The following is a 20,258-nucleotide window of genomic DNA, read 5'->3' as shown; positions in this document are numbered from 1 at the left end:
AACATAATGTCTAGCTCGCACAAATATATAAAGGACTATCCCAGACCGCAATTGGTACGCGAGGAATGGGTAAATCTGAACGGGGAATGGGATTTTCGCTTCGACGATGCTCTAGAAGGAGAAAGCGCCAAGTGGTACGAACGCCTTCAAGCTGACCGTAAAATCACGGTGCCTTTTGCGTACGAGACCAAAGCAAGCGGCATCGCGGATGAAACATTTCATCCTTGCGTATGGTATGAACGTAGTGTAGCCGTACCTGCCGAGGCAGAAGGCAAACGGATCATTTTGCATTTTCAAGCGGTCGATTACGCGGCGACCCTATGGGTCAACGGCAGCAAAATCGGCATGCATGAAGGCGGATACGCGGCCTTTTCCTTCGACATTACGGAAGCAGTCGAGTTTGGACGCGAGAACAGGATTACCGTTCAAGTCGTGGACGGCAACAGCTGTACGCAGCCGCGCGGCAAGCAGCGATGGATGAAGGACAACTTCGGGTGCTGGTACGTGCAGACGACCGGAATATGGCAAACCGTGTGGATGGAATACGTGAATCCGATTCACATCAGCCGGGTGAAGATAACGCCGGAACTGGAACGCGGGTCGGCGAATTTCGGTTATGAACTGGGCAATGCCGCGCACGGTTACGACGGGTTAACCCTCCAGACCATCATCCGGTTTGACGGGAAGCTGATCCGTTCGACGGAAACGAGCGTGGAACGCGGAACGGTAACGGTCGATGTGAGCGTCGTAAACGAAGCCGTGGGCGAATGGAAAGTCAAGCCGTGGCATCCGAACCATCCGAATTTATACGACGTCGAGATGATTCTGAAGCAAAATGGAAAGCCGATCGACACCGCCTATTCTTATTTCGGCATGCGGAGCATTCGGATCGCAGGGGATCAAATTATCTTGAACCATACGCCGATTTATCAGCGTTTGCTGTTGGATCAAGGATACTGGAGCGATACGCATTTGACCCCTCCGTCGGAGGAAGCGCTGCTGGAAGACATCGACAAAACGATTGCGCTCGGCTTTAACGGCGTGCGCAAGCATCAGAAGCTGGAGGATCCCCGTTATTTATATTGGTGTGACCGCAGAGGATTGTTGGTATGGTCGGAAATGCCGTCGACTTACGAATTCGGAGACGATGCGGTCGAGCGGTTCACGCAAGAGTGGATGGACGTCGTCCGGCAGCATTACAACCATCCTTCCATCATCACCTGGGTACCGTTCAACGAGTCTTGGGGAATTTCCGATATAGCGACCAACCGCAAGCAGCAGCAATTTACGGAATCGATCTATCATCTGACCAAGGCTTTCGACCAGATGAGGCCGGTGATCGTGAACGACGGCTGGGAGCATACGGTTTCGGATATCATTACGCTCCATGATTATGAAGAAATCGGCGCTATGCTGGAAGAGCGGTATCGGGACAAGGATGCGCTGTTAGGCAACAAAATAGCGCATAATACACACCGTTATCCATTCGCGCAGGGATATGGCTATCGGGGCCAGCCCGTCATCATCAGCGAATACGGCGGCATCGCTTTTACAAGCGAAGAGGGCTGGGGTTACGGCAATCAGGTTCGCAGCGAGGACGAATTCTTGAAGCGGTACGAAGGAATCACACAAGCGATCAAGAATTTGCCTTATGTGTGCGGTTTCTGTTATACGCAAATTACGGACGTGCAGCAGGAAGTGAACGGCTTGCTGACGGAAGACCGTAAACCGAAAGTAAACGTGGAAGCTATCCGAGGCATCAATCTGGCATAATTGTAGCCGGAGACGTATTCTCGCTTAATCGCGCATGATTGAAAAAACTCACCCAAGGGTGAGTTTTTTTGTTGCGAGTACAAAGAAAATACATACCCATCGTTTGGATGCCTAACCGTAAACTCAATCGATCATGCAGACATAATCCGCCGTACAAGAGAAGGTTGGAACGGGACATTTTTTGCAGTTTTCCTGCCAAACAAGAAATGACCAATAAACTCCTGTTCTTACCTTGCGGCTCTGTCAGGTATAGGGGACCTCGGGCTGGATATCGCCCCATGCCGGATCGGACATATTTTTCCTAACGTGCTCATGCAAGAATTGTCCCTGTTCTGCTGACCTCAGCTTCATTATGGTAGACATACACCACAAGCAAAGGAGGGAATGGGGATGAAATGGTGGTCAACGAACCGTCTCCGATTGATTCAAAATAATCTTCGCGAGACGGACGCCGATATGGATGTGGATCTTTTGATTCGCGAGCTCAAGTCGTTCCAAGCGAATGTGCTCATGATGAATGCAGGAGGCATATTTGCGTTCTATCCATCATCGCTTATGCATCAATATGTAACGCCTTATTTAACCAAGGACCTTCTGGGGGAAGCGGTAGAAAAAGCCCATGCTAATGGATTGCGATTTATTGCACGGTTCGATTTCAGTAAAGCGCATGAATCGTTGTGGATGCGGTATCCCGAATGGTTTTACCGGGACCGGGAGGGGCGGGAGGTCAATTATCACGGCATCGTTCATACGTGCCTGAATGGAGTCTATCAGCAGGTGAAGTCGCTGGAGAGCATTCAAGAAGTGCTGGAGCGTTATTCGGTGGATGGGATTTTCTTCAATATGTTCGGCTACCAGCATTGGGATTACAGCGGAAATTTCTATGGTCCTTGTTATTGCCCAAACTGCCGCTTGCGGTTTCGCGAAGTAACCGGCGAAGATTTGCTTGCGTATACCGGTCCCGAGCATCCGATGCACGAGCTGTACAGGTCCTTCCAGGAACGGACGTCAAGGGAAATGCTGGAGCGCATTCACGGATTCGTGAAGTCGCTGCGGTCCGATGTGGCCATTAGCACGTATCACCCACACCGGGTCGATATCGTCCGCAAGGAATCGAATACGTCGCTGAAAAGGAGCGGCCAGCCTTGGCTGTATTCAGCCTCGGAGAATGTTGCGTCCATACAAGACAGCTGGGATGACAAGCTGGTCAGCAACTGCAGCATTAACGCCATCGACCTGACTTACCGTTTCACAGGAGTATCCGAGAATGAAAATGCGATCCGTTTATATCAAAGCATCGGAAGCGGATCGGGGCTGGATTTCTGTATTATCGGGGCATTCGAAGGATACCCGGACCGGGCAAGCTTCGAAACGGTAAAGGATATTTTCCGATACCATGCGGAGCACGAGGAGCTGTTCGGACAGCTCGGCTCCATGGCTGAAGCGGCGCTCGTCAAGCCGGCGGCCCCCGAAGCAGCAGCGGAGTATCACGGTATGTTCAAAATGCTAAAGGAAGAGCACGTCCTCTTCGACGTGGTGATGGAAGAACAGCTGGTGGCCATGGAGTCCAAACTAATGCATATGCGAGCGGTTATTCTTCCCGGCGTTCAGGGATTGTCGGTGGCGGCGGCGCGAGCGCTGCATCGGGCGGCGGATGCCGGCGCGGTGCTGGTCGCAACGGGAACCGCGCTGGAGCGGCAGCCGGAGCTGCTTAAGGAATGGTTCGCGGCCTCGTTCGCCGGCGTGAAACAATCGGAGCCGGGCGCTTACCTGGACGTTTCGGACAAGTCGCATTTCCCCGGATTTGCCCATGGCCGGGACTGGATCGTCGCGGGCGGAAGCTTTGCCCGCGTTGCCTTTGACCCGGATACGACCGAGTGCCGATTGCCATTCATCGAACCGTCCACGTTCGGGCCGCCGGAGCGTGCCTACGGCCACCGCATCGGAGCAGATTACGGTTTGGGGCTGCACAGGCGGGTCGGCAAGCAGGGAACGGTCCGAACCGGCGTGTATATGCCTTGGAATCCAGGCGAGCTCTACTATCGCCACGGGTTCGAGGACTACAGGCAGGTAATGGCGGACGTTCTACATGACATCGTGCCGAATCGGGTTGCAACTACGAACGCACCCCCATGTCTAGAGTTGTTCGTTCACCGTTTGAAGGAGGGCGGATGCCTGGTTCAGCTGCTGAATCTCTCCGGATATAACGGGACGACTTTTATGAATCCCCTTCCGTTATATGATGTTCAGGTGGAACTGACCGTTGATCGCGTGGACGAAACCGCTGTAGCGAATGCGTCGGGGTCTTGGCCGCAAAAGTGGATGCTGCCAAGAAACGCGGTAGCGAAGGGCAGGCTGCTCCGTGCCGAATCCGATGCGCAGGTGGAAACCTCGCAAGATCGCGTGACGGTGACGCTGCCGAAAATCGGCCGTTATGAAGCGGTTTGGCTTCAGGCCGTGCCTGTCGGCGATCGAAAGGAGCTGATCACCAGCGATGCCAAAGCCTAAATCTGCTATACCTGCCCAAGGGGCCGGCAGGGTCATTAAGCCGGGCCTAACGCTTCGCCCGGGCAGTCTCGCGTCCCGCATCGTCAAGCACCGCGTCATTTATTTGCTGCTGTTGCCCGGGCTGCTCTTCTTCTTGCTGTTCAAAATCGCTCCGATGTGGGGGCTGCTTTTGGCCTTCAAAGATTACAATCCGTTTCTTGGCTTTGCCGGAAGCGAATGGGCTGGATTTAAGCACTTTGCGGATCTGTTCTCGAGCTCCAACTTCTATATTATGTTGCGGAACACGTTTGCGATCAATATGATCGCGCTGATCTTCCATTTTCCGCTCCCAATCCTGCTGGCCCTGATGCTGAATGAAATCCGGCATGAGAGCTTCAAGCGCCTGAACCAGTCCATAGTTTACCTGCCTCATTTCCTGTCGTGGGTCGTCGTGGCCAGCATGACGTTCTTTCTGTTGTCGACGGACGTGGGGATCGTCAATAAACTGATTGCCGAAAGCGGCAGGGATACCGTTTCCTTTCTGTCCAACCCCAATTACTTCTGGGGACTTCTGACCGCGCAAAGCATGTGGAAGGAGGCCGGATGGGGAACGATTATCTTCCTGGCGGCCATGGCGGGCGTGGATCCCCAGCGCTACGAAGCCGCCATCGTGGACGGGGCGGGCAGGTTCCGCCAGATCTGGCATATCACGCTTCCGGCCATCCGGCCAACGATCATCATTTTGCTTATTCTTCGGCTGGGCAGCATGGCGGACACTGGCTTCGAGCAGATTTTGCTGATGATGAATCCGCTGGTGCGCTCGGTGGCGGAGGTGTTCGATACGTACTCCTACACGCACGGCATTCTTCAAGGGAAAATCAGCGTAGGGGTGACGGTCGGCATGTTCAAGGGACTGGTGGGGCTCGTCCTGATCGTGGCCGCCGACAAAATCGTAAAGCGGCTCGGCCATGAAGGCATTTATTAAGCCTCCAAAGGCGTCTGCCGAATACTCATTATGCTAAACGAAAGGAGGAATTCCGCGTGAGCTTCGTTATCCGAAAAAAAGGGCTAAGCTTGTTCGATTGGGTCAACTACAGTCTAATCACCTTGTTCTCGGTCGCATGCTTGTTTCCGTTTCTATACGTGTTCAGCGTTTCCTTTACGGATCCCGAGGTCTATGTTCCGCTTAAATTTTATTTGTTTCCCGAGCAGTGGTCCCTGGAGTCCTACAAGTACATTCTATCGACCAACAGCTTTATGAATGCGTTTAAAAGCACCGTTTTCATTACGGTCGTCGGTACCGCGCTCAACATCGTCGTTTCCTTTACGATGGCCTACGCGCTGACGAAACGGTCCATGCCCGGGAATCGCTGGGTAATGGGGCTCGTCATCTTCACGCTGGTGTTCAGCCCGGGTATCGTGCCCAACTACTTGCTGGTCAAGGAACTAGGCCTGTTGAATTCCTACTGGTCCATGATCTGGCCGGGCCTGACCAACGCCTGGAGCTTGATCGTTATCAAAAGCTTCTTGGATTCGCTTCCATCCGAATTGGAGGATTCCGCGAAAATGGACGGCTGCTCGGATATGGGCGTTTTTTTGCGAATGATAATCCCGCTGTCGATGCCGGCGATCGCCACCTTCACCCTGTTCTTTGCGGTCGGGCATTGGAACGCCTATTTTAACGCCTTGATTTACTTATCGGATTCCAGCAAGTGGACGCTTCAGCTGTTGATTAAAACGCTGGTCATCGATTCCAATTCGGTGGCGGTGGCCCAGGCTGGGGCAAGCGACGAAAACGTGGTGCCGCAAGAGACCATCCGGATGGCCTCAATTGTACTAGCGATGGTACCGATCTTGGTTGTTTACCCATTTCTGCAAAAGCATTTTGCTAAAGGGGTGATGCTCGGGTCGATTAAAGGTTGAGGAAGGATGCGGCAACGATCCCCTTACGCATCGGAATTGCGATCAAAATGCGATCGGTTAGGTTGAAAGCGTTATCCCGCCGCGAATGACGGGAAGGAGTTAGGATTTTGTTCAAGAACAATACATGGATGATGAGCATCCATAAGGAGGGGTTTACATGAAAAACACATCAAAGAAGGGGAGCTCGCATAGAAGCTGGAAGCCCTGGCTCGCGGCCCTCATGGCCGTCGTCATGCTGGCAGGCTGCGGGGGGCAGGCGGGCGAGAAACCGCAGAACGCCGGAGGATCGGAAGCAGAAGGCAATGACGGCAAGCCGATGACAATCAAAATGTTTGCCGGGCTCTATAACGAGATCCCCGACATGAACAATGACTATTGGAAGGAATGGGAGCGCCGCACCAATGTCAAGCTGGACGTGGAATGGGTGCCGTCGGGGGATCTGGACACGAAGCTGGATTTGCTGCTGGCCTCCGGCGATCTGCCCGAAGTCGTGGCCTATCAGAACCCGATCCGCCCTACGCTGATTACGGCTATCCAGAACGGCGCGTTTTGGGATTTGACCCCGTTCCTGGGGGATCTCAGCGAATACCCGAATCTGAAAAACAATCTGGCCCCGGATGCCTTGAAATATCTGTCGGTCGAGGGAAGCATCTATGCGGTGCCGCGGTCCCGTTCGCGGATCGACGGTGGGCTGAAAATACGCGAGGACTGGCTGAAGAAGCTGAACATCAAGGTTCCGACCGATTTCGAAGAATACAAGGAAGCATTGAAGAAGATCGTCGATGCCGATATGGAGGGCAACGGGAAGAAGGATACGGTAGGTCTCCTATATATCAATAACCCGCCCGCATCATTCCAGGCCGGCTTCGGCGTATACAATCCGACCTATACCGATGATGGCGGGCTGATGAGCCCGTCCCTTACGCCTCAGTACGTCGAGATGGTGGAATGGCTGCGCGGACTGTACGCGGACGGCCTGATGTCCAAGGAATACGCGGTCATGAAGGAAAGCCAGGCGGAGGAGCTCTTCAAGACGAACCGCGCCGCTTCCTATGGCCGTCCGATCTGGTGGGATCATGAATGGGAGCAGGCGATGAAGAAGTCCGGTCAGCCTGATGCCAAAATCCTGAACGTGACCTTGAAGGGACCGAAAGGGGATTATGCGGTCGGTCTGGAAACCGGCGTAGCCGGCGGGTTCTACATCTCCAAGAAGGTGCCGGAGGAGAAGGTGAAGCAGCTGCTCAAATATTTCGACCAGACGGCGTCCCAGGAAATGACCGATTTTGCCTATTACGGCATTGAAGGCGTCCATTACACCGAAAAGGACGGGCAAAAGGTGCTGACGGAACAAGGGGTCAAAGAAGTCAATACGACGAGCAAGGGAGCGGGCGTACTGGCTTATGCCAAGTGGGGCAAGGTGATCAGCGCTTCCGGCGATAAAGCCTTTAACGATGCCAAAATCAAAGAGGTGGAAAATTACGACGAGATCGGAAAAATCGACCACTATCGCGTCATCACGTCCGAGGGCTGGCGCAGCACATGGCCTAAATACAGCGACGAATATGCTTCCATGGTGACAAAGGCGATCGTCGGGCATATTCCAATGGAGGAGTTCCGCGCATATGTTGATCAGCTGAACAACCAGCCGGACATTCAGGAAGCGTACCAACAAATGGCCGAAGCATACAAGCAGTTCAACGGGGAGTAACGGACAGTCGGCTCGGGCGGTCTCGCATTCTGGAGCGAATATGTTGAAGAACGGGAGGAGACAGCATCGTTGAAGCCTCTGTTCAAACCGGCTGTCTCCGCCTTGCGAATCGCCCGTTTGTTGCCAGTTTGAAATGAGAAGGAGGTAAGGCAATGACGAAGGTTAATGAGGAACGCTTCTGGTGGCACAAGCCGCTGCGCGTCATACAGCCCAATATGCAGGTCCAGGATACCGCCTGCATCGACCCACCCCGGCTTGCCGCGCAGCTGAAGGAGATGGGGGCGAATGCGATGGTCTTCAATACAGGCGGCATATATGCCTGGTATGACACGCAGGTTCCGTACCATACCGTGAACGGATATCTCCCTGAGGGGCGCGATTTGCTCGGGGAACTGATCACGGCCTGTCACCGTGAGGACCTTCGCTTTATCGCCAGGTTCGACTTCAGCAAAGCGGATGACAGTGCGTATCTCCGAAGGCCGGAATGGTTCGTCCGCAAGGAGGGCGGCCGCCCGGAGATCATCGGGGCTGAACGGCCCGGACCGTGGCCGCTCTTGATGTCCACCTGCATCAACGGCGGCTACCGCAATGCGGATGTCGCCGCTCCGGTGCTCCGCGAAGCGTTGTCGCGGTATCCGATCGATGGCATTTTTTTTAATAACCCCGGTTATGTGTTCTGCCGATGCGAGCGATGCAGGCGTAAATACGCTGAGCAGTACGGCAAGGAATTGCCGGATTCCTCGCGGGAGCTGGAGCCGGATTTCGCGGCGAGATGCTTCGATGACAATATGGAAGCGATGTATGACCTGATCAAGCTGGAGAGGCCGGAGGTGCCCATGATCCTATACTACAACCTCCACCGCGACAATCTGTCCAAGCGCGTTCAGATCACTGATATGCTGTGTACGGAGCCGCAGGACGTACTCTCGCTCGGCCATGCCCGGATCCCTGAATTCTGGAAGCCGGCTCTCAGCATCAAGGTGGGGCGGTCGGTTCCGGGCAGGCCGGCTCCGTTTGGCATCGTGCATTCCTGCCCGGGCATGGATTGGCGCCATACCGGGCTTCCGGTAGCGGAATACCGCTTCTGGCTGGCTCAAATTCCGGCCAACGGCGGTCAGATCTGGCACTCCGTCACGGGCATACCCGATACGATCGAAGACAAGCGGATTATGAAAACCGTAGCCGAGCTGAATCATCATGCCGCCAAGCTGGATGCCTATATGGACGGAGCCGTATCGGCTGCGGAAACCGCCCTGCTCTGGAACGAGCGCGGCGAGGCGCAGAGCTGGGCCGAAACGATGATCAACCGGCAAATCCCGTTTGACGTGCTGCTTCCCCAGAGCAGGAAGGATTGGGAGTTGGACCGCTACCGCGTTGTAATGATTCCCGAAGGAACGGAATATACCCCGTCCTTGATCCACGACTTGCGTTCGTACGTACATGGTGGGGGACAACTGCTAACGGAAGGGGCACTTCCTTCCGCTGCAGCCGACGCCGGCGTCAAGCCGCTCCATGAGCTGCTAGGCATTTCGGAGGAAGCCTTCAAAAGCGAATACCTGATTGCCTCCTATTTGCGGTTTCAGGAGCTGCCGTGCGAGATCAACCCGCTTCAGCAGGGAATGGATACGACGGCGCTGATCGCTCACCGCGGCCATGTCGCTTATGTTCAGCCGCACAGTGAAGCGGTTCGGGTACTGGCGACGCTCGTACCGCCGTTTTCTCCGCCGGAAAGCGTGGGAGCTCCTCCGGAGCGGGCTTCGCTGCCCGTTTCCCGCACCGATCTGCCGCTGGCTTTGGAGCATTCGTGGGGATCGGGCCGCGCCATGTACTTCGCGTTCTCGCTGGGCGCACTGCTCCGCGAATTCAGGCTGCCCGAGCATGAGATGCTGCTGGCTAACGCGATTGACCACCTGCTTGACGGGAGGCCGCTGCTGTCTGTAACGACTTCGTATCCCGGACTGCAGACGACCCTGTTCCGAAGCGGCAGTGATCTGCTGCTCCACTTCGTGAACGGAGCCGGCCGCCGGCCGCTTGCAGTGGCGCTGCCTCTGCACGACATCGAGGTCCGGCTGAGACCGGGGACTAGATGGCCTACAGGGAGCGTCTTTAAACTGGAGATGTTGATCGGCGGAGGCTGTATAGAAGGATTCGCAGCGAACGACGAATTGAACTTCACCCTGCCGCGGCTGGAGGTTTGGGAGTGCATTCGGATTCCGCTGAATCCCACCGTTAACGCTGTTGTTGAAGGATAGAGGAAGCGGGAGGACGAAGTATAACAGGTGTAGGATCATCCGTAGAGAGTTGCGGATGGCACAGTGATCCGCAGGGCAGTTCCTGCCGCGGGAACCGGAGGTGATAAATCGTGAGGTCTCTTTGGCAGCATATTCAGGCATCGTTCCTCCGCTGGTTCTCCGCGAACCGCTATCTGAAGCGTCTGATTTGGCTCGGATGTCTGTCGGCCGTAATTCCGGTGATCCTAGCCGGAAGCGCGTACTACCATTTCTCCATGAAAAAGCTGACGGTCCAGTTCCAGGAAAATAATATGGCTTCCTTGATGCAGCTGAAGGACCGCGTCGAAAATATCATAACAAGCATCGAGCATGAATCGCTTCAGCTTGCCAGCGGTCCGCTGATTCGCAGCGCGCTGGAAAATCCCGAATATGAGACGGACTACATGCAGCAATTGGATATGCTCAAGCTGTTTCAACTGCACAAAAATACTAATAACCTGATCGAAGACATCCTGTTTTACGATGTTCGGCACCGGCTGCTGCTGTCGCATTCCTATGGCCTGGTCCACCTGGACGGGTATAAAGGAAAAGAAGATATTGAGCAAGCCCTGGCGAAGGAAGGGGGAGCGAGGTGGATGCACCTCCCGAAGTCGTCGGAGAACGGATACGTCTCTTACGTCCGCCATCTTCCCGTTATGGTGCAGGGCCAACCGAGGGGCACCATCCTAATACACGTGAAAGAGGAATCGCTTCGCAGCCTTTTGAACAATTATTCCCTTTCCCTGGAGGAGCAGTCGCTGGCCATTCTGGACTCCGATCGCCGGGTCATGCTGCATACGGATGGACGCAGCATGATCGGCAAAACCGCGGATGAAGACCCCATTTTGGGATCTTTGGTAGAGAACGGGGAAACGTCCGGCCATGACGTCATGACCGGGGAGGACGGCAAGGAACTGATCGCCTTTTACAAGACGTCTATGGGCCGTCTATACGTGTCCCGGATGCCGGAGCGGGAGATGATCGAGCAATTGAGGTGGATCCGCGTCCTGATCGTCATGTCGGTGACCGTCTTCATGCTGATCGCGGTATTGCTCACCTGGTTCTCGTCCAAAATCGCGTACAATCCGATTCAGCAGCTCCTTCGTTACGGGGAGCATTTGAGAAGAAACGGCAGGAGCGGGGTGGAGAGCTCCGTCAAAGAGAATGAAATCGAATACATCCGCTCCTCCCTCAGCTACTTAAACGAGCAGGCGGAATCCCTGAACAGCTACATTCGAAAAATTCAACCGGATTTACGGGAACGGTTTCTGCAGCGTTTGCTGCTGTCCGGAAGCTCATGGCGGTCCGGCACACTGGAGGAGGGGTGCGCGAAGCACAAGATCCCGATGAGCGGACCATATGCCACGATGGTGGTGAAAGTCGAGAATCCGGTGAAAAAACGATTCTTGCCTAACGAAGGTCCGGTCATCGTGTTTGCGGTCAAAAACGTCATGTCTGAGCTGCTGGCAAACAACCGGCAGCTGGAGGGCTACGTGGTGGACCGGGAGGATCGTGAAGCGGCGGCGATCCTGAGGCCGGGAGAGCCCGAGGCTTCCCCCCAGGAGTTCCGCGACCTCCTCGCATGTTATGCGGAATCCGTCAGCCAGTCCCTGGCGCGCTATCTTTCATTTTCCGCGTCCATCGGCATTGGCAATACTGGAACATTGCCCCGGGCGGCTGAATCCTATAAGGAGGCGCAGCTTGCTCTGCAATATCGCCTGTTCCATGATGCGGATACCGTACTGTTTTATGAAGACATGATCCGAATCGAGCGTAATCCCGTGTTCATGTATCCGAAGGATATCGAATCGGAGATGATCGAATATTTGTGGAACGGGGATCTTCCGCAGGCCGAGGCGTCGCTTCATGAATTTTCCCGGCGTATTCGGGTGTCGGAATCGTACAACGTGACCTCCCAGAGCTATTACGTGCTGCTCTCGGCCATAGTCCAGTCGATGGAGGAGAAAGGTCCCGGCGTGCTGGAGCTGCTGGGGGGTAACCTGTTCGACCAGCTGAAGGAGAACCAGACCTCCCGTGAAATGCATGACTGGTTCATCGGCGTGCTGTTCCCGCTGTACCAGGAAATCAGCCATGACCTGCGCACCCGATCCACCCGCCTAATCGTTCAGCGGGTATGCAACCATATCTGCCGTCATCCCGATGGTGCTCATTCACTGGCGGACTGTGCCGAGCTGGTGGGGGTGAGCCCATCGTATCTCAGCCGGCTGTTCAAGAAGGAGATGGGCATATCCTTTGTTGAATACGTCATGAACTTCAAAGTGCAGAAGGCGAAACAGCTGCTCAAGGATACGGACTACACGGTCACGGAGATTGCTGAAATCGTCGGTTATTCCGAACGAAACCTGAACCGGGCCTTTCAGCGATTCCTGCAGATGTCTCCACGGCAGTATCGGCTGTCGGTAAGATAGGAAAACTGCTTTTACAGACTCAGGCTTATATAGAATAAAAGGAGAGGATCACATGATGACAATCGCACCGAATCAAACGACCGTAGGGTTTATCGGCTTGGGCGTAATGGGCCACAGCATGGCAGGGCATATCCGGAAAGCCGGCTACCCGCTGCACGTTTACACGCGAACCGCCTCCAAGGCGGAGCGGCTGGTGGCGGACGGCGCCGTATGGCACGATACCCCGGCCAAGCTGGCGCAGGCCTGCGACGTAATCATTACGATGGTGGGCTACCCGAAGGATGTCGAGGAACTCTATTTGGAACCGGACGGGCTGGTGGCGCATGCCAGGGAAGGGGCATATCTGATCGATATGACGACGTCCAGTCCGCTGCTAGCCCGCCGCATTTATGAAGCCGCCTCGTCGAAAGGGCTCCATGCCATGGATGCTCCGGTCTCCGGCGGTGACGTGGGGGCACGTGAGGCGAGGCTGTCCATCATGATCGGCGGGGAAGAGGGAGACGTCAAGGCGGTGCAGCCGCTGCTGTCGACGATGGGAAGCAATATCGTCCATCAAGGGCAAGCCGGCGCCGGACAGCATACGAAGATGTGCAACCAGATCGCCATTGCCTCTAACATGATGGGAGTCTGCGAGGCGATGGCCTATGCGGAGAGCGCCGGGCTGGATCCCGAAACCGTGCTCAAGAGCATCGAGAGCGGAGCGGCGGGAAGCTGGTCGCTTAGCAATTTGGCTCCTCGCATGATTGCCGGGAATCTGGAGCCGGGATTCTATATCAAGCATTTCATCAAGGATATGGGAATCGCGCTGGAATCCGCTAAGGCGATGAACTTGGTTACGCCGGGCTTGTCCCTAGCCGAATCGCTGTACAGCCAGCTGGCCGAGAAGGGGCTTGAGGATAAAGGCACGCAGGCTTTGATTAGATATTATACGGGTGAATGAGATTCGGATTCTTGTGCCTCAATAACATAACAGTCTCAATTTCCCGGAAGGACGGATTGAGGCTGTTATTTATTCCAGGACATTAGGAAACTTATCAGGATAAAGTCATGAGCACTTCATTTTTGGCGATTACGATTTAAGAGAAGCCTGTCCATGATGTCAGTCGGGATGTTGATATTCGGACCGTTGATTGAAAAGGGATTGTTCTTGCCCGTACAACTGTTTTGATCTCCAATAAGTGAGTGGTCGAAGCCAGCATCCGCTGCCTGGAGCCGCTGCTTCGGATACAAGGCGGAAGAGATTCAAGATTCAAGATTCAAGCGCTAGTCTGTAGATGATGCTACGATATGATGTATACTGAATGTTAATTAGAATTGGAGGTTATTCTTACATATGAAAGACATGAATGAATACGACACCTTTATTCAAATTGCCGAAGACTGCCCTGTCAGCGAGGCCGTCATTCCGCAAGCAAAAGGCGAGTCTAAGACCATACCGGTGATTCAGTATGAGCTGCTGTCGAACCACCCTTACCGATACACGCAAGAAGATGTGTTGTTCGAAGTGTTTGCCGAGCGTAATCAGATTCCGGAAACGGAAAGAGCAGCCGCTCGCGAGAAGTTTTTTTCCAAAGGGCAGCCTTGTCTCCGAACCTCGTCCTTAGGCAAGCGCTATGGCTGGGGGATTCATCATGACGCTGAAGGGAAAGTCGCAATCTACGCCGTAGAGTCAGACGAATACCTCAAACTCATGAACGATCAAAGCATTACTCAATGTAAAGCGATGCGCTCAAAGAAAGCCTAGGAGATGCACGGGAAGGATAAACTTTAACGGTAATTGAGCTCAGTAGGGATAGCTTTTCTATCATATACGTGCATACCAAGTCGCCTGATAGGCGGCTTTTTTGGTTTGTCAAAAAGAAACGAGTTTTATACCTAAGATTTAATTTTCAATTAACATAAACCTGCATTCTATTCAATTATTCTTTTTTAAAATCAATCACGTAGGGTTATTAAACCGGTTTAATGATCAAGCAATCCATCAGAATCTGCTAGAGAAAGGAACAACGATAGATGGCTACCATTGATGACGTTGCCAGGATGGCTGGAGTATCCAAGGGAACCGTGTCCAGTGTGTTCAGCAAAAAAAGGCCGATCAGCCAACAAGTGACGGAGCGGGTATTAGAGGTAGCCCAAGAGCTGGGATATTTCCCGAATCACCTGGCCCGAAGCCTGGCGATCAAGAGGACGATGAGCATCGGCCTCAAGATACCTCTCCCGCCTGATGGGACGATGACGGCATTCGATACTCAGTTGATTAACGGTGTCATCAAGGAATGCTCCAAGCAAGGGTACCGCCTAGTTCTGGACACCTTGCCCGAGCAGGAGGATCCCACTTTGTATTCGCAGGATCCTGTCGATGGCGTCATTCTGCTCAACCCGCGAAAAAATGATTTGCGAATTCAACGGTACCTGATGATGGGCACTCCTTTAGTGCTGGTGGGGCGGTCGGATCCTTATGACGATACGATCAGTTACGTGGATAACAACAATGCAAACGTGGCTCAAATGGTTGGAGATTATTTGCTCCGGAGCGGACATCAAACTCTTCTCTTCCTGAATGCATCCTCCGATATGACCGTGTCCTACGATCGACAACTTGGTTTGGCGGAGGCTTATAGCCAACACGGCCTGCCGATGCCCGAAGAGTATGTGGTGTACTATGACCACAAGCTGCATGCCAACGGAACGGAATACGGATATATGTCCATCATGAACACTTATGGAAACATGAATTATACGGCAGTCATTACGGATACGGATCGAGTGGCGCTTGGCGTGCTGAGGGCTGCCAGGGAGCTGGATATCGAGGTGCCCGAACAGCTGTCGGTCATCGCTCTCAGCAATGATGCTATTCTGGCACAGGATATGAATCCAAAGCTGACATCCGTGGAATTGTCGGCAGAGACGCTCGGAGCGGAAGCAGCCAAGCTGTTGTTCGAGAAAATAAGCGATAAACGTATCCACAGGCAAATCATCATACCCGCGCAGCTGGTTGTGAGGGAATCCTGCAAATTTCTTTCTTAACGACAATGAAGGAGTGGTTAGCTTGGTAAAAAGAATCAAGATCATGAGTGCAATCATGGCTGTATCTCTGTTCGGCGGGCTGCTTGCGGGTTGTTCCCCGAACGCAAGCAGCAGTAGTACACAGGAAGGCGGCAATGCCGCGTCCCAAGCTGCATCGAATGCCGAAGAACGTGCGCTCAAAATCATGACGGGTGTCATCGGCGGCAAAACGCCTGAGGAGAATACGCAGTTCGAGCAGGAAATCGAGCGTCTAACCGGCATCAAGGTTACGATGAACAAGCCGGCTGCCGACTATGACCAGAAGCTGCTGGCAGCCATCGCTTCCGGGGAAAAGTTCGATCTGCTGCAGATCAGCAAAGAGAAAATGTCCACTTTCATTGATCAAGGAATTCTTACACCTTTGACCGATCAAGTGAACGGCTCCAAGGTGCTTTCGAATCCCAATGTCATTCCCGCCAAGGAGTGGGAACAAGTCAAGACGAAGGATGGCGAAATCTACGGCGTGTTCACCAAGTACCAAGGAGGAACGATGCCGATCGTTCGCAAGGACTGGCTGGACAAATTAAATCTGCCCGAGCCTGAAACGCTGGACGATTATTACAACGTCCTCAAAGCTTTCACCGATCAAGATCCGGACGGCAACGGCAAAAAAGACACGTACGGACTCAGCACGGCCGGCATGTACGAATTGCAGGGCTTCTTCAGCGCCGCAGGCCTGAAACAACGATACGTGGAATCCGCTGACGGCAAGCTGGACGTTCCGTATTCCACGGATGCGGCCATCCCGGTTTATGAATGGCTGAACAAGCTGTTTGAGGAAGGCATTCTGGATCCGAACTTCACCACGAATGACACCGGTAAAATGCGCGACCTGTTCCTTGCCGACCGCGTCGGCATGATTACGTATTGGGACGCTTGGGTGGGCATGCTGAACAACACGCGCCATGAACAAGACCCGAATACGGAATTCGAAGCGAAGGGCTTGCCGGGTGCAGCCGATGCGAACGGCAACCACATGCTGCGCAGGGGCGATCCGGACGTATGGGTTATACCCGTGAATGCGGAGCATCCGAAAACAGCTTTCGAATTCATTGAATGGTGGCATTCCGAGGAAGGGATAACCCTGGGCAGCTTAGGCATCAAGGATGTGGATTACACGGTTGACAACGGCAAGTTTACGCTGACGCAAACCGGTAAAGAGCATGCTTCCGACCATGGCGTTCCTTTCTGGTACAACCGTAATGTCGAAGCGCCTTTCGGTAAACTGCCGGGCGTGCAGGAAGCGCAGGATCTCGTCGATCAATACGCTGCTTTGGAATTGACGCCTTCCCATTGGGCTGATGCCGAGAAGATCATCAATGAATATTCCTTCAAAGCGATCATGGGCGAGATGCCGGCAACCGACGCCGTAAAGAAAATGCGGGAAGCACTTAAAGCCGGCGGGTATATCGATTAAAGCTTTAAGAGCAGGGGGCGGTGATCACGCCGCTCCCTCTTATTTTTCGATCATGGTGGTGAATTTCCGTGAAAGCCGTATTCAAATACAAAACCTTATATTTTATGATGCTTCCCATCCTGGCCTATTTCCTCATCTTTTCCTTTTATCCGCTGGCCCGGGGACTTGCCATCAGCTTTCAAGATTACCGGCTGATCGGTGACCGGCCCTTTATCGGTTTCGATAACTATCTGAGGGTACTGAAGGATCCGGTGTTTTGGGAAGTTTTTCAAAATACGATCGTGATCGGTGCGGGAGGCTTTATCATCAACTTCTTTTTGCCGCTGATTCTTGCGCTCTCCTTAAATGAAGTGGCTTCCGCCTGGTTCAAAAAAATGACCCAGATGATTGTCTATTTACCTCATTTATTCTCTTGGGTGGTCGTAGGCGGGATGTGGATTCTGCTGTTGTCTCCGGATACAGGCATCGTGAACCAGATTATTCAGCTATTCGGCGGCCAGTCGGTCGGGTTCCTCTCTTCGGATCGTTATGCCCGCATCGTCATGATCCTTACTTCAGGTTGGAAGGAGATGGGATATACCTGCATTATGTACCTGGCCGCCATCGTGAACATTAATCCCTCGCTGTATGAGGCTGCTAGCATGGACGGCGCCAGTCGTTGGCAGAAGGTCCGTTACGTCACCGTTCCGATGCTTCGTTCTACCATGAAAGTGGTCATCATGTTAAATGTATTGGGTATCCTTCGTTTGTTCGATCAAATATTCGTGATGAGTAATGGCGCCATTGCCAAGAAAGTTGACGTCATAATGATGTACACCTATCAAAAAGGGATATTGGAATTTAGCGTTGGACCTGCAACGGCGGCCGGCTTCCTGGTGATTTTGGCAACATTCACGCTGACGTATGTAACAAGAGCGGTGATCCGCTACGATGAAGGGTGAGTCGGTATATGAAATCAACGAATAAATTTAGCTTGCCTGGCCGTTTGTTTGATACGATCAATGTTCTGTTCCTCCTACTGCTCGTTTTGACCATGGTTATTCCGTTCATAAATACACTCGCGCTTGCATTCTCATCCAATTTTGCTTCCATGCAGCCGGGGATCGTACTCTGGCCCAAGGAATTCAGCTTCGAGGGATTCTCCACCGTATGGAACCGCATGAAGCTTTATTTGCCTTTTACGAACAATGTCATTGTGACCGTTGTCGGTACCTTAGGTCATGTCTTCCTAAGTTCCATGGCGGGCTATGTCCTGATACAGAAAGGACTTCCCGGTAAAAAGTGGATGTTATCCGCGATCCTGCTAACGATGATGATTCCAAGCGAGGCCATCATGATACCGCTCTATATCGTGAATCAGGATTTAGGACTCCTTAACACGCTGTCCTCATTAATACTTTCAGGTTTCGTATCCGGATTCAGTGTCATCCTCATGCGAAATTTCTTTTTGAGCGTTCCTTACGAAATGTCGGAATCTGCCCGGATTGACGGTGCCGGAGATCCTCGGATCTTCTTTACGATGTACTTGCCGCTTGCGAGCGCAGGACTGGCAACGGTTACGCTGTTTGAGTTCGTCAGTCGCTGGAACCAATTCACGCCGGCCGTCCTTTACATCAACGACTCGTCCAAATATACGCTGCAAATCGCGCTGAAATCGCTCATCGTCGATACCGATTCGACCTCGAGCAATTTCATGATCACGAACAATGTCCGAATGGCGGGGATTGTCATTGCCCTGCTCCCGCTCATCATCATCTATCCGTATGTGCAAAAGTATTTTGTCAAAGGAATGTTTGTCGGCGCAAATAAAGAATAGGCAGAGAAGAGGAGGAATTCATATGACACAACAAATCGAGCGGAGGACCACATCGGTTTACAAACGATACATTGAACATTCGGAACAAAGTTCGTACATTGAAATTCCGTTCCAAATGCCACCGGATGTCGAAGAAATTCACGTAAGCTATCTGGTGGATTCCCGCGGCGGGGACCCTGCCGAAGCGGTCATTGATCTAGGGATACGGGACGCGGAAAAAGTAAGAGGCTGGAGCGGAGGGGCGCGTCAGGAATTCAATATCGGTCCGAATACAGCCACCCCGGGTTATCTGCCCGGACTATTGGCCACAGGAGAATGGGCTATTCTCCATAATGCCTACAAGGTGCCCGCTGAGGGTTGCTTGGTCACGATCGAAATCGAGTTTACCTACAAAACATGGCGCTGGCTGAAGGGAGATCTTCACACGCACAGCGTTCATAGCGACGGGTCTTATACGTTGGAAGAAAATGCGGCCATCATGGAAAGCCTGGGCTGCGATTTTATGGCCATGACCGATCATAATACGAGCAGCCAGAACCTTGCCTATCCGCGCGGGACCTCGGTGCTTATGATACCGGGTACGGAGTTTACGACGAATTATGGTCATAGTAATTTCCTTGGCGTGACGAGCCCCATGGATGATTTTCGAGTATCGGGCATATCCGATGTTCATGAGAAGTTTCGAGTCGCCCGCGAGCTGGGGGCCAAGATTGTGCTGAACCATACGCACTGTGATCACTGCCCGTGGGAGTGGGATTTCGATGTGGATTACGACGGGGTAGAAATTTGGAACGGGCCATGGAGAGAGCACAACAGACGCGCGCTTTCTTGGTGGCAGGAGCAACTTGTCGCAGGGAGACGCCTGGTAGCCGTAGGCGGAAGCGATGTGCATCGACCGGATTCCTATGTGAAGCATGCGATGCCATGCGTATGGGTCTGGACCCATGAAAAAACGGTGGAGGGTGTTCTAAACGGTATTAAGGATGGCCGCGTCGTGATTACCATTTCGCCAGACGGCCCTTTTGCCAACCTTCAGTGCGGTGATTACGGGATTGGAGATGAAGTGCCATATGAGCAAGCCAGTCACGAGGTGGTCGTTCAACTGGATGATTTAATGGCGGGCGATCTGATTCGCCTGTACAGCGAGCGCGGTCTTGAGGCAGAAACTGCTGTCGACTCGGAAGGTGGCGTTATACTGACGTTTGACGCAAAGCATAGATGCTTCTTACGGGCAGAGGTTTGGCGGCAGTTCGGACAGGCGGATGGCATGTCGATGGCTGTAGTGACAAACCCCATCTATTTTGCTTCGAATGGAGGTACGGCGAAAATAAGTGATTGAAAAAAATACTGGAATGTTCGTTCCGAATAG

14 protein-coding genes are annotated in these 20,258 nt (G+C 53.2%); all 14 read left to right on the top strand.

What is annotated here, in order from left to right; all coding sequences use genetic code 11:
* Window positions 1–6 precede the first annotated feature (6 nt).
* Window positions 7–1,773, top strand: coding sequence for a glycoside hydrolase family 2 protein (locus RB297_RS06330; RefSeq protein WP_375120064.1), 1,767 nt, complete (start codon window positions 7–9; stop codon window positions 1,771–1,773).
* Window positions 1,774–2,163: 390 nt separating this feature from the next.
* On the top strand, window positions 2,164–4,281 hold the full coding sequence (locus RB297_RS06325) for a family 10 glycosylhydrolase (RefSeq protein ID WP_375120063.1): 2,118 nt from the start codon (window positions 2,164–2,166) through the stop codon (window positions 4,279–4,281).
* Window positions 4,268–5,245 (top strand): ABC transporter permease, encoded by a 978-nt coding sequence (locus RB297_RS06320; RefSeq protein ID WP_375120062.1) that lies wholly within the window; start codon window positions 4,268–4,270, stop codon window positions 5,243–5,245. Before RB297_RS06325 ends, RB297_RS06320 begins: the two co-directional genes overlap by 14 nt.
* Window positions 5,246–5,301: 56 nt before the next feature.
* The gene (locus RB297_RS06315; RefSeq protein ID WP_096774075.1) at window positions 5,302–6,183 is read left to right on the top strand and encodes a carbohydrate ABC transporter permease; all 882 of its coding nucleotides are present in this window, start codon (window positions 5,302–5,304) and stop codon (window positions 6,181–6,183) included.
* Between the two features lie 157 nt (window positions 6,184–6,340).
* Entirely contained in the window at window positions 6,341–7,891 is a 1,551-nt protein-coding gene (locus tag RB297_RS06310; RefSeq protein ID WP_375120061.1) for an extracellular solute-binding protein, read from the top strand.
* Between the two features lie 152 nt (window positions 7,892–8,043).
* Entirely contained in the window at window positions 8,044–10,143 is a 2,100-nt protein-coding gene (locus RB297_RS06305; protein WP_375120060.1) for a hypothetical protein, read from the top strand.
* Between the two features lie 110 nt (window positions 10,144–10,253).
* Window positions 10,254–12,590: a helix-turn-helix domain-containing protein gene (locus RB297_RS06300; RefSeq protein ID WP_375120059.1), complete on the top strand. Its 2,337-nt coding sequence runs from the start codon at window positions 10,254–10,256 to the stop codon at window positions 12,588–12,590.
* A 34-nt stretch (window positions 12,591–12,624) separates the two neighbouring features.
* The gene (locus RB297_RS06295; protein WP_369682799.1) at window positions 12,625–13,530 is read left to right on the top strand and encodes an NAD(P)-dependent oxidoreductase; all 906 of its coding nucleotides are present in this window, start codon (window positions 12,625–12,627) and stop codon (window positions 13,528–13,530) included.
* 393 nt (window positions 13,531–13,923) lie between these two features.
* Window positions 13,924–14,334 carry a DUF6157 family protein gene (locus tag RB297_RS06290; protein WP_096774070.1) on the top strand — a complete coding sequence of 137 codons (411 nt, stop codon included), beginning with the start codon at window positions 13,924–13,926 and terminating at the stop codon, window positions 14,332–14,334.
* A gap of 269 nt (window positions 14,335–14,603) precedes the next feature.
* Window positions 14,604–15,617 carry a LacI family DNA-binding transcriptional regulator gene (locus tag RB297_RS06285; protein WP_375120058.1) on the top strand — a complete coding sequence of 338 codons (1,014 nt, stop codon included), beginning with the start codon at window positions 14,604–14,606 and terminating at the stop codon, window positions 15,615–15,617.
* A gap of 13 nt (window positions 15,618–15,630) precedes the next feature.
* Complete coding sequence (locus tag RB297_RS06280; RefSeq protein ID WP_375120057.1) at window positions 15,631–17,073, top strand: extracellular solute-binding protein; 1,443 nt, start codon at window positions 15,631–15,633, stop codon at window positions 17,071–17,073.
* A gap of 68 nt (window positions 17,074–17,141) precedes the next feature.
* Window positions 17,142–18,014, top strand: a complete 873-nt coding sequence (locus tag RB297_RS06275) for an ABC transporter permease subunit (protein ID WP_096774067.1) — start codon at window positions 17,142–17,144, stop codon at window positions 18,012–18,014.
* A gap of 8 nt (window positions 18,015–18,022) precedes the next feature.
* A complete protein-coding gene (locus RB297_RS06270) occupies window positions 18,023–18,889 on the top strand; it encodes a carbohydrate ABC transporter permease (RefSeq protein ID WP_375120056.1) in 867 nt (288 codons plus the stop codon).
* 22 nt (window positions 18,890–18,911) lie between these two features.
* Window positions 18,912–20,228, top strand: a complete 1,317-nt coding sequence (locus RB297_RS06265; protein WP_375120055.1) for a CehA/McbA family metallohydrolase — start codon at window positions 18,912–18,914, stop codon at window positions 20,226–20,228.
* Window positions 20,229–20,258: the final 30 nt, after the last annotated feature.

Source organism: Paenibacillus sp. CR_12, from assembly GCF_041953985.1.
Taxonomy (GTDB): domain Bacteria; phylum Bacillota; class Bacilli; order Paenibacillales; family Paenibacillaceae; genus Paenibacillus_AQ; species Paenibacillus_AQ lautus_A.
This window is presented reverse-complemented; position numbering and strand designations above follow the sequence as displayed.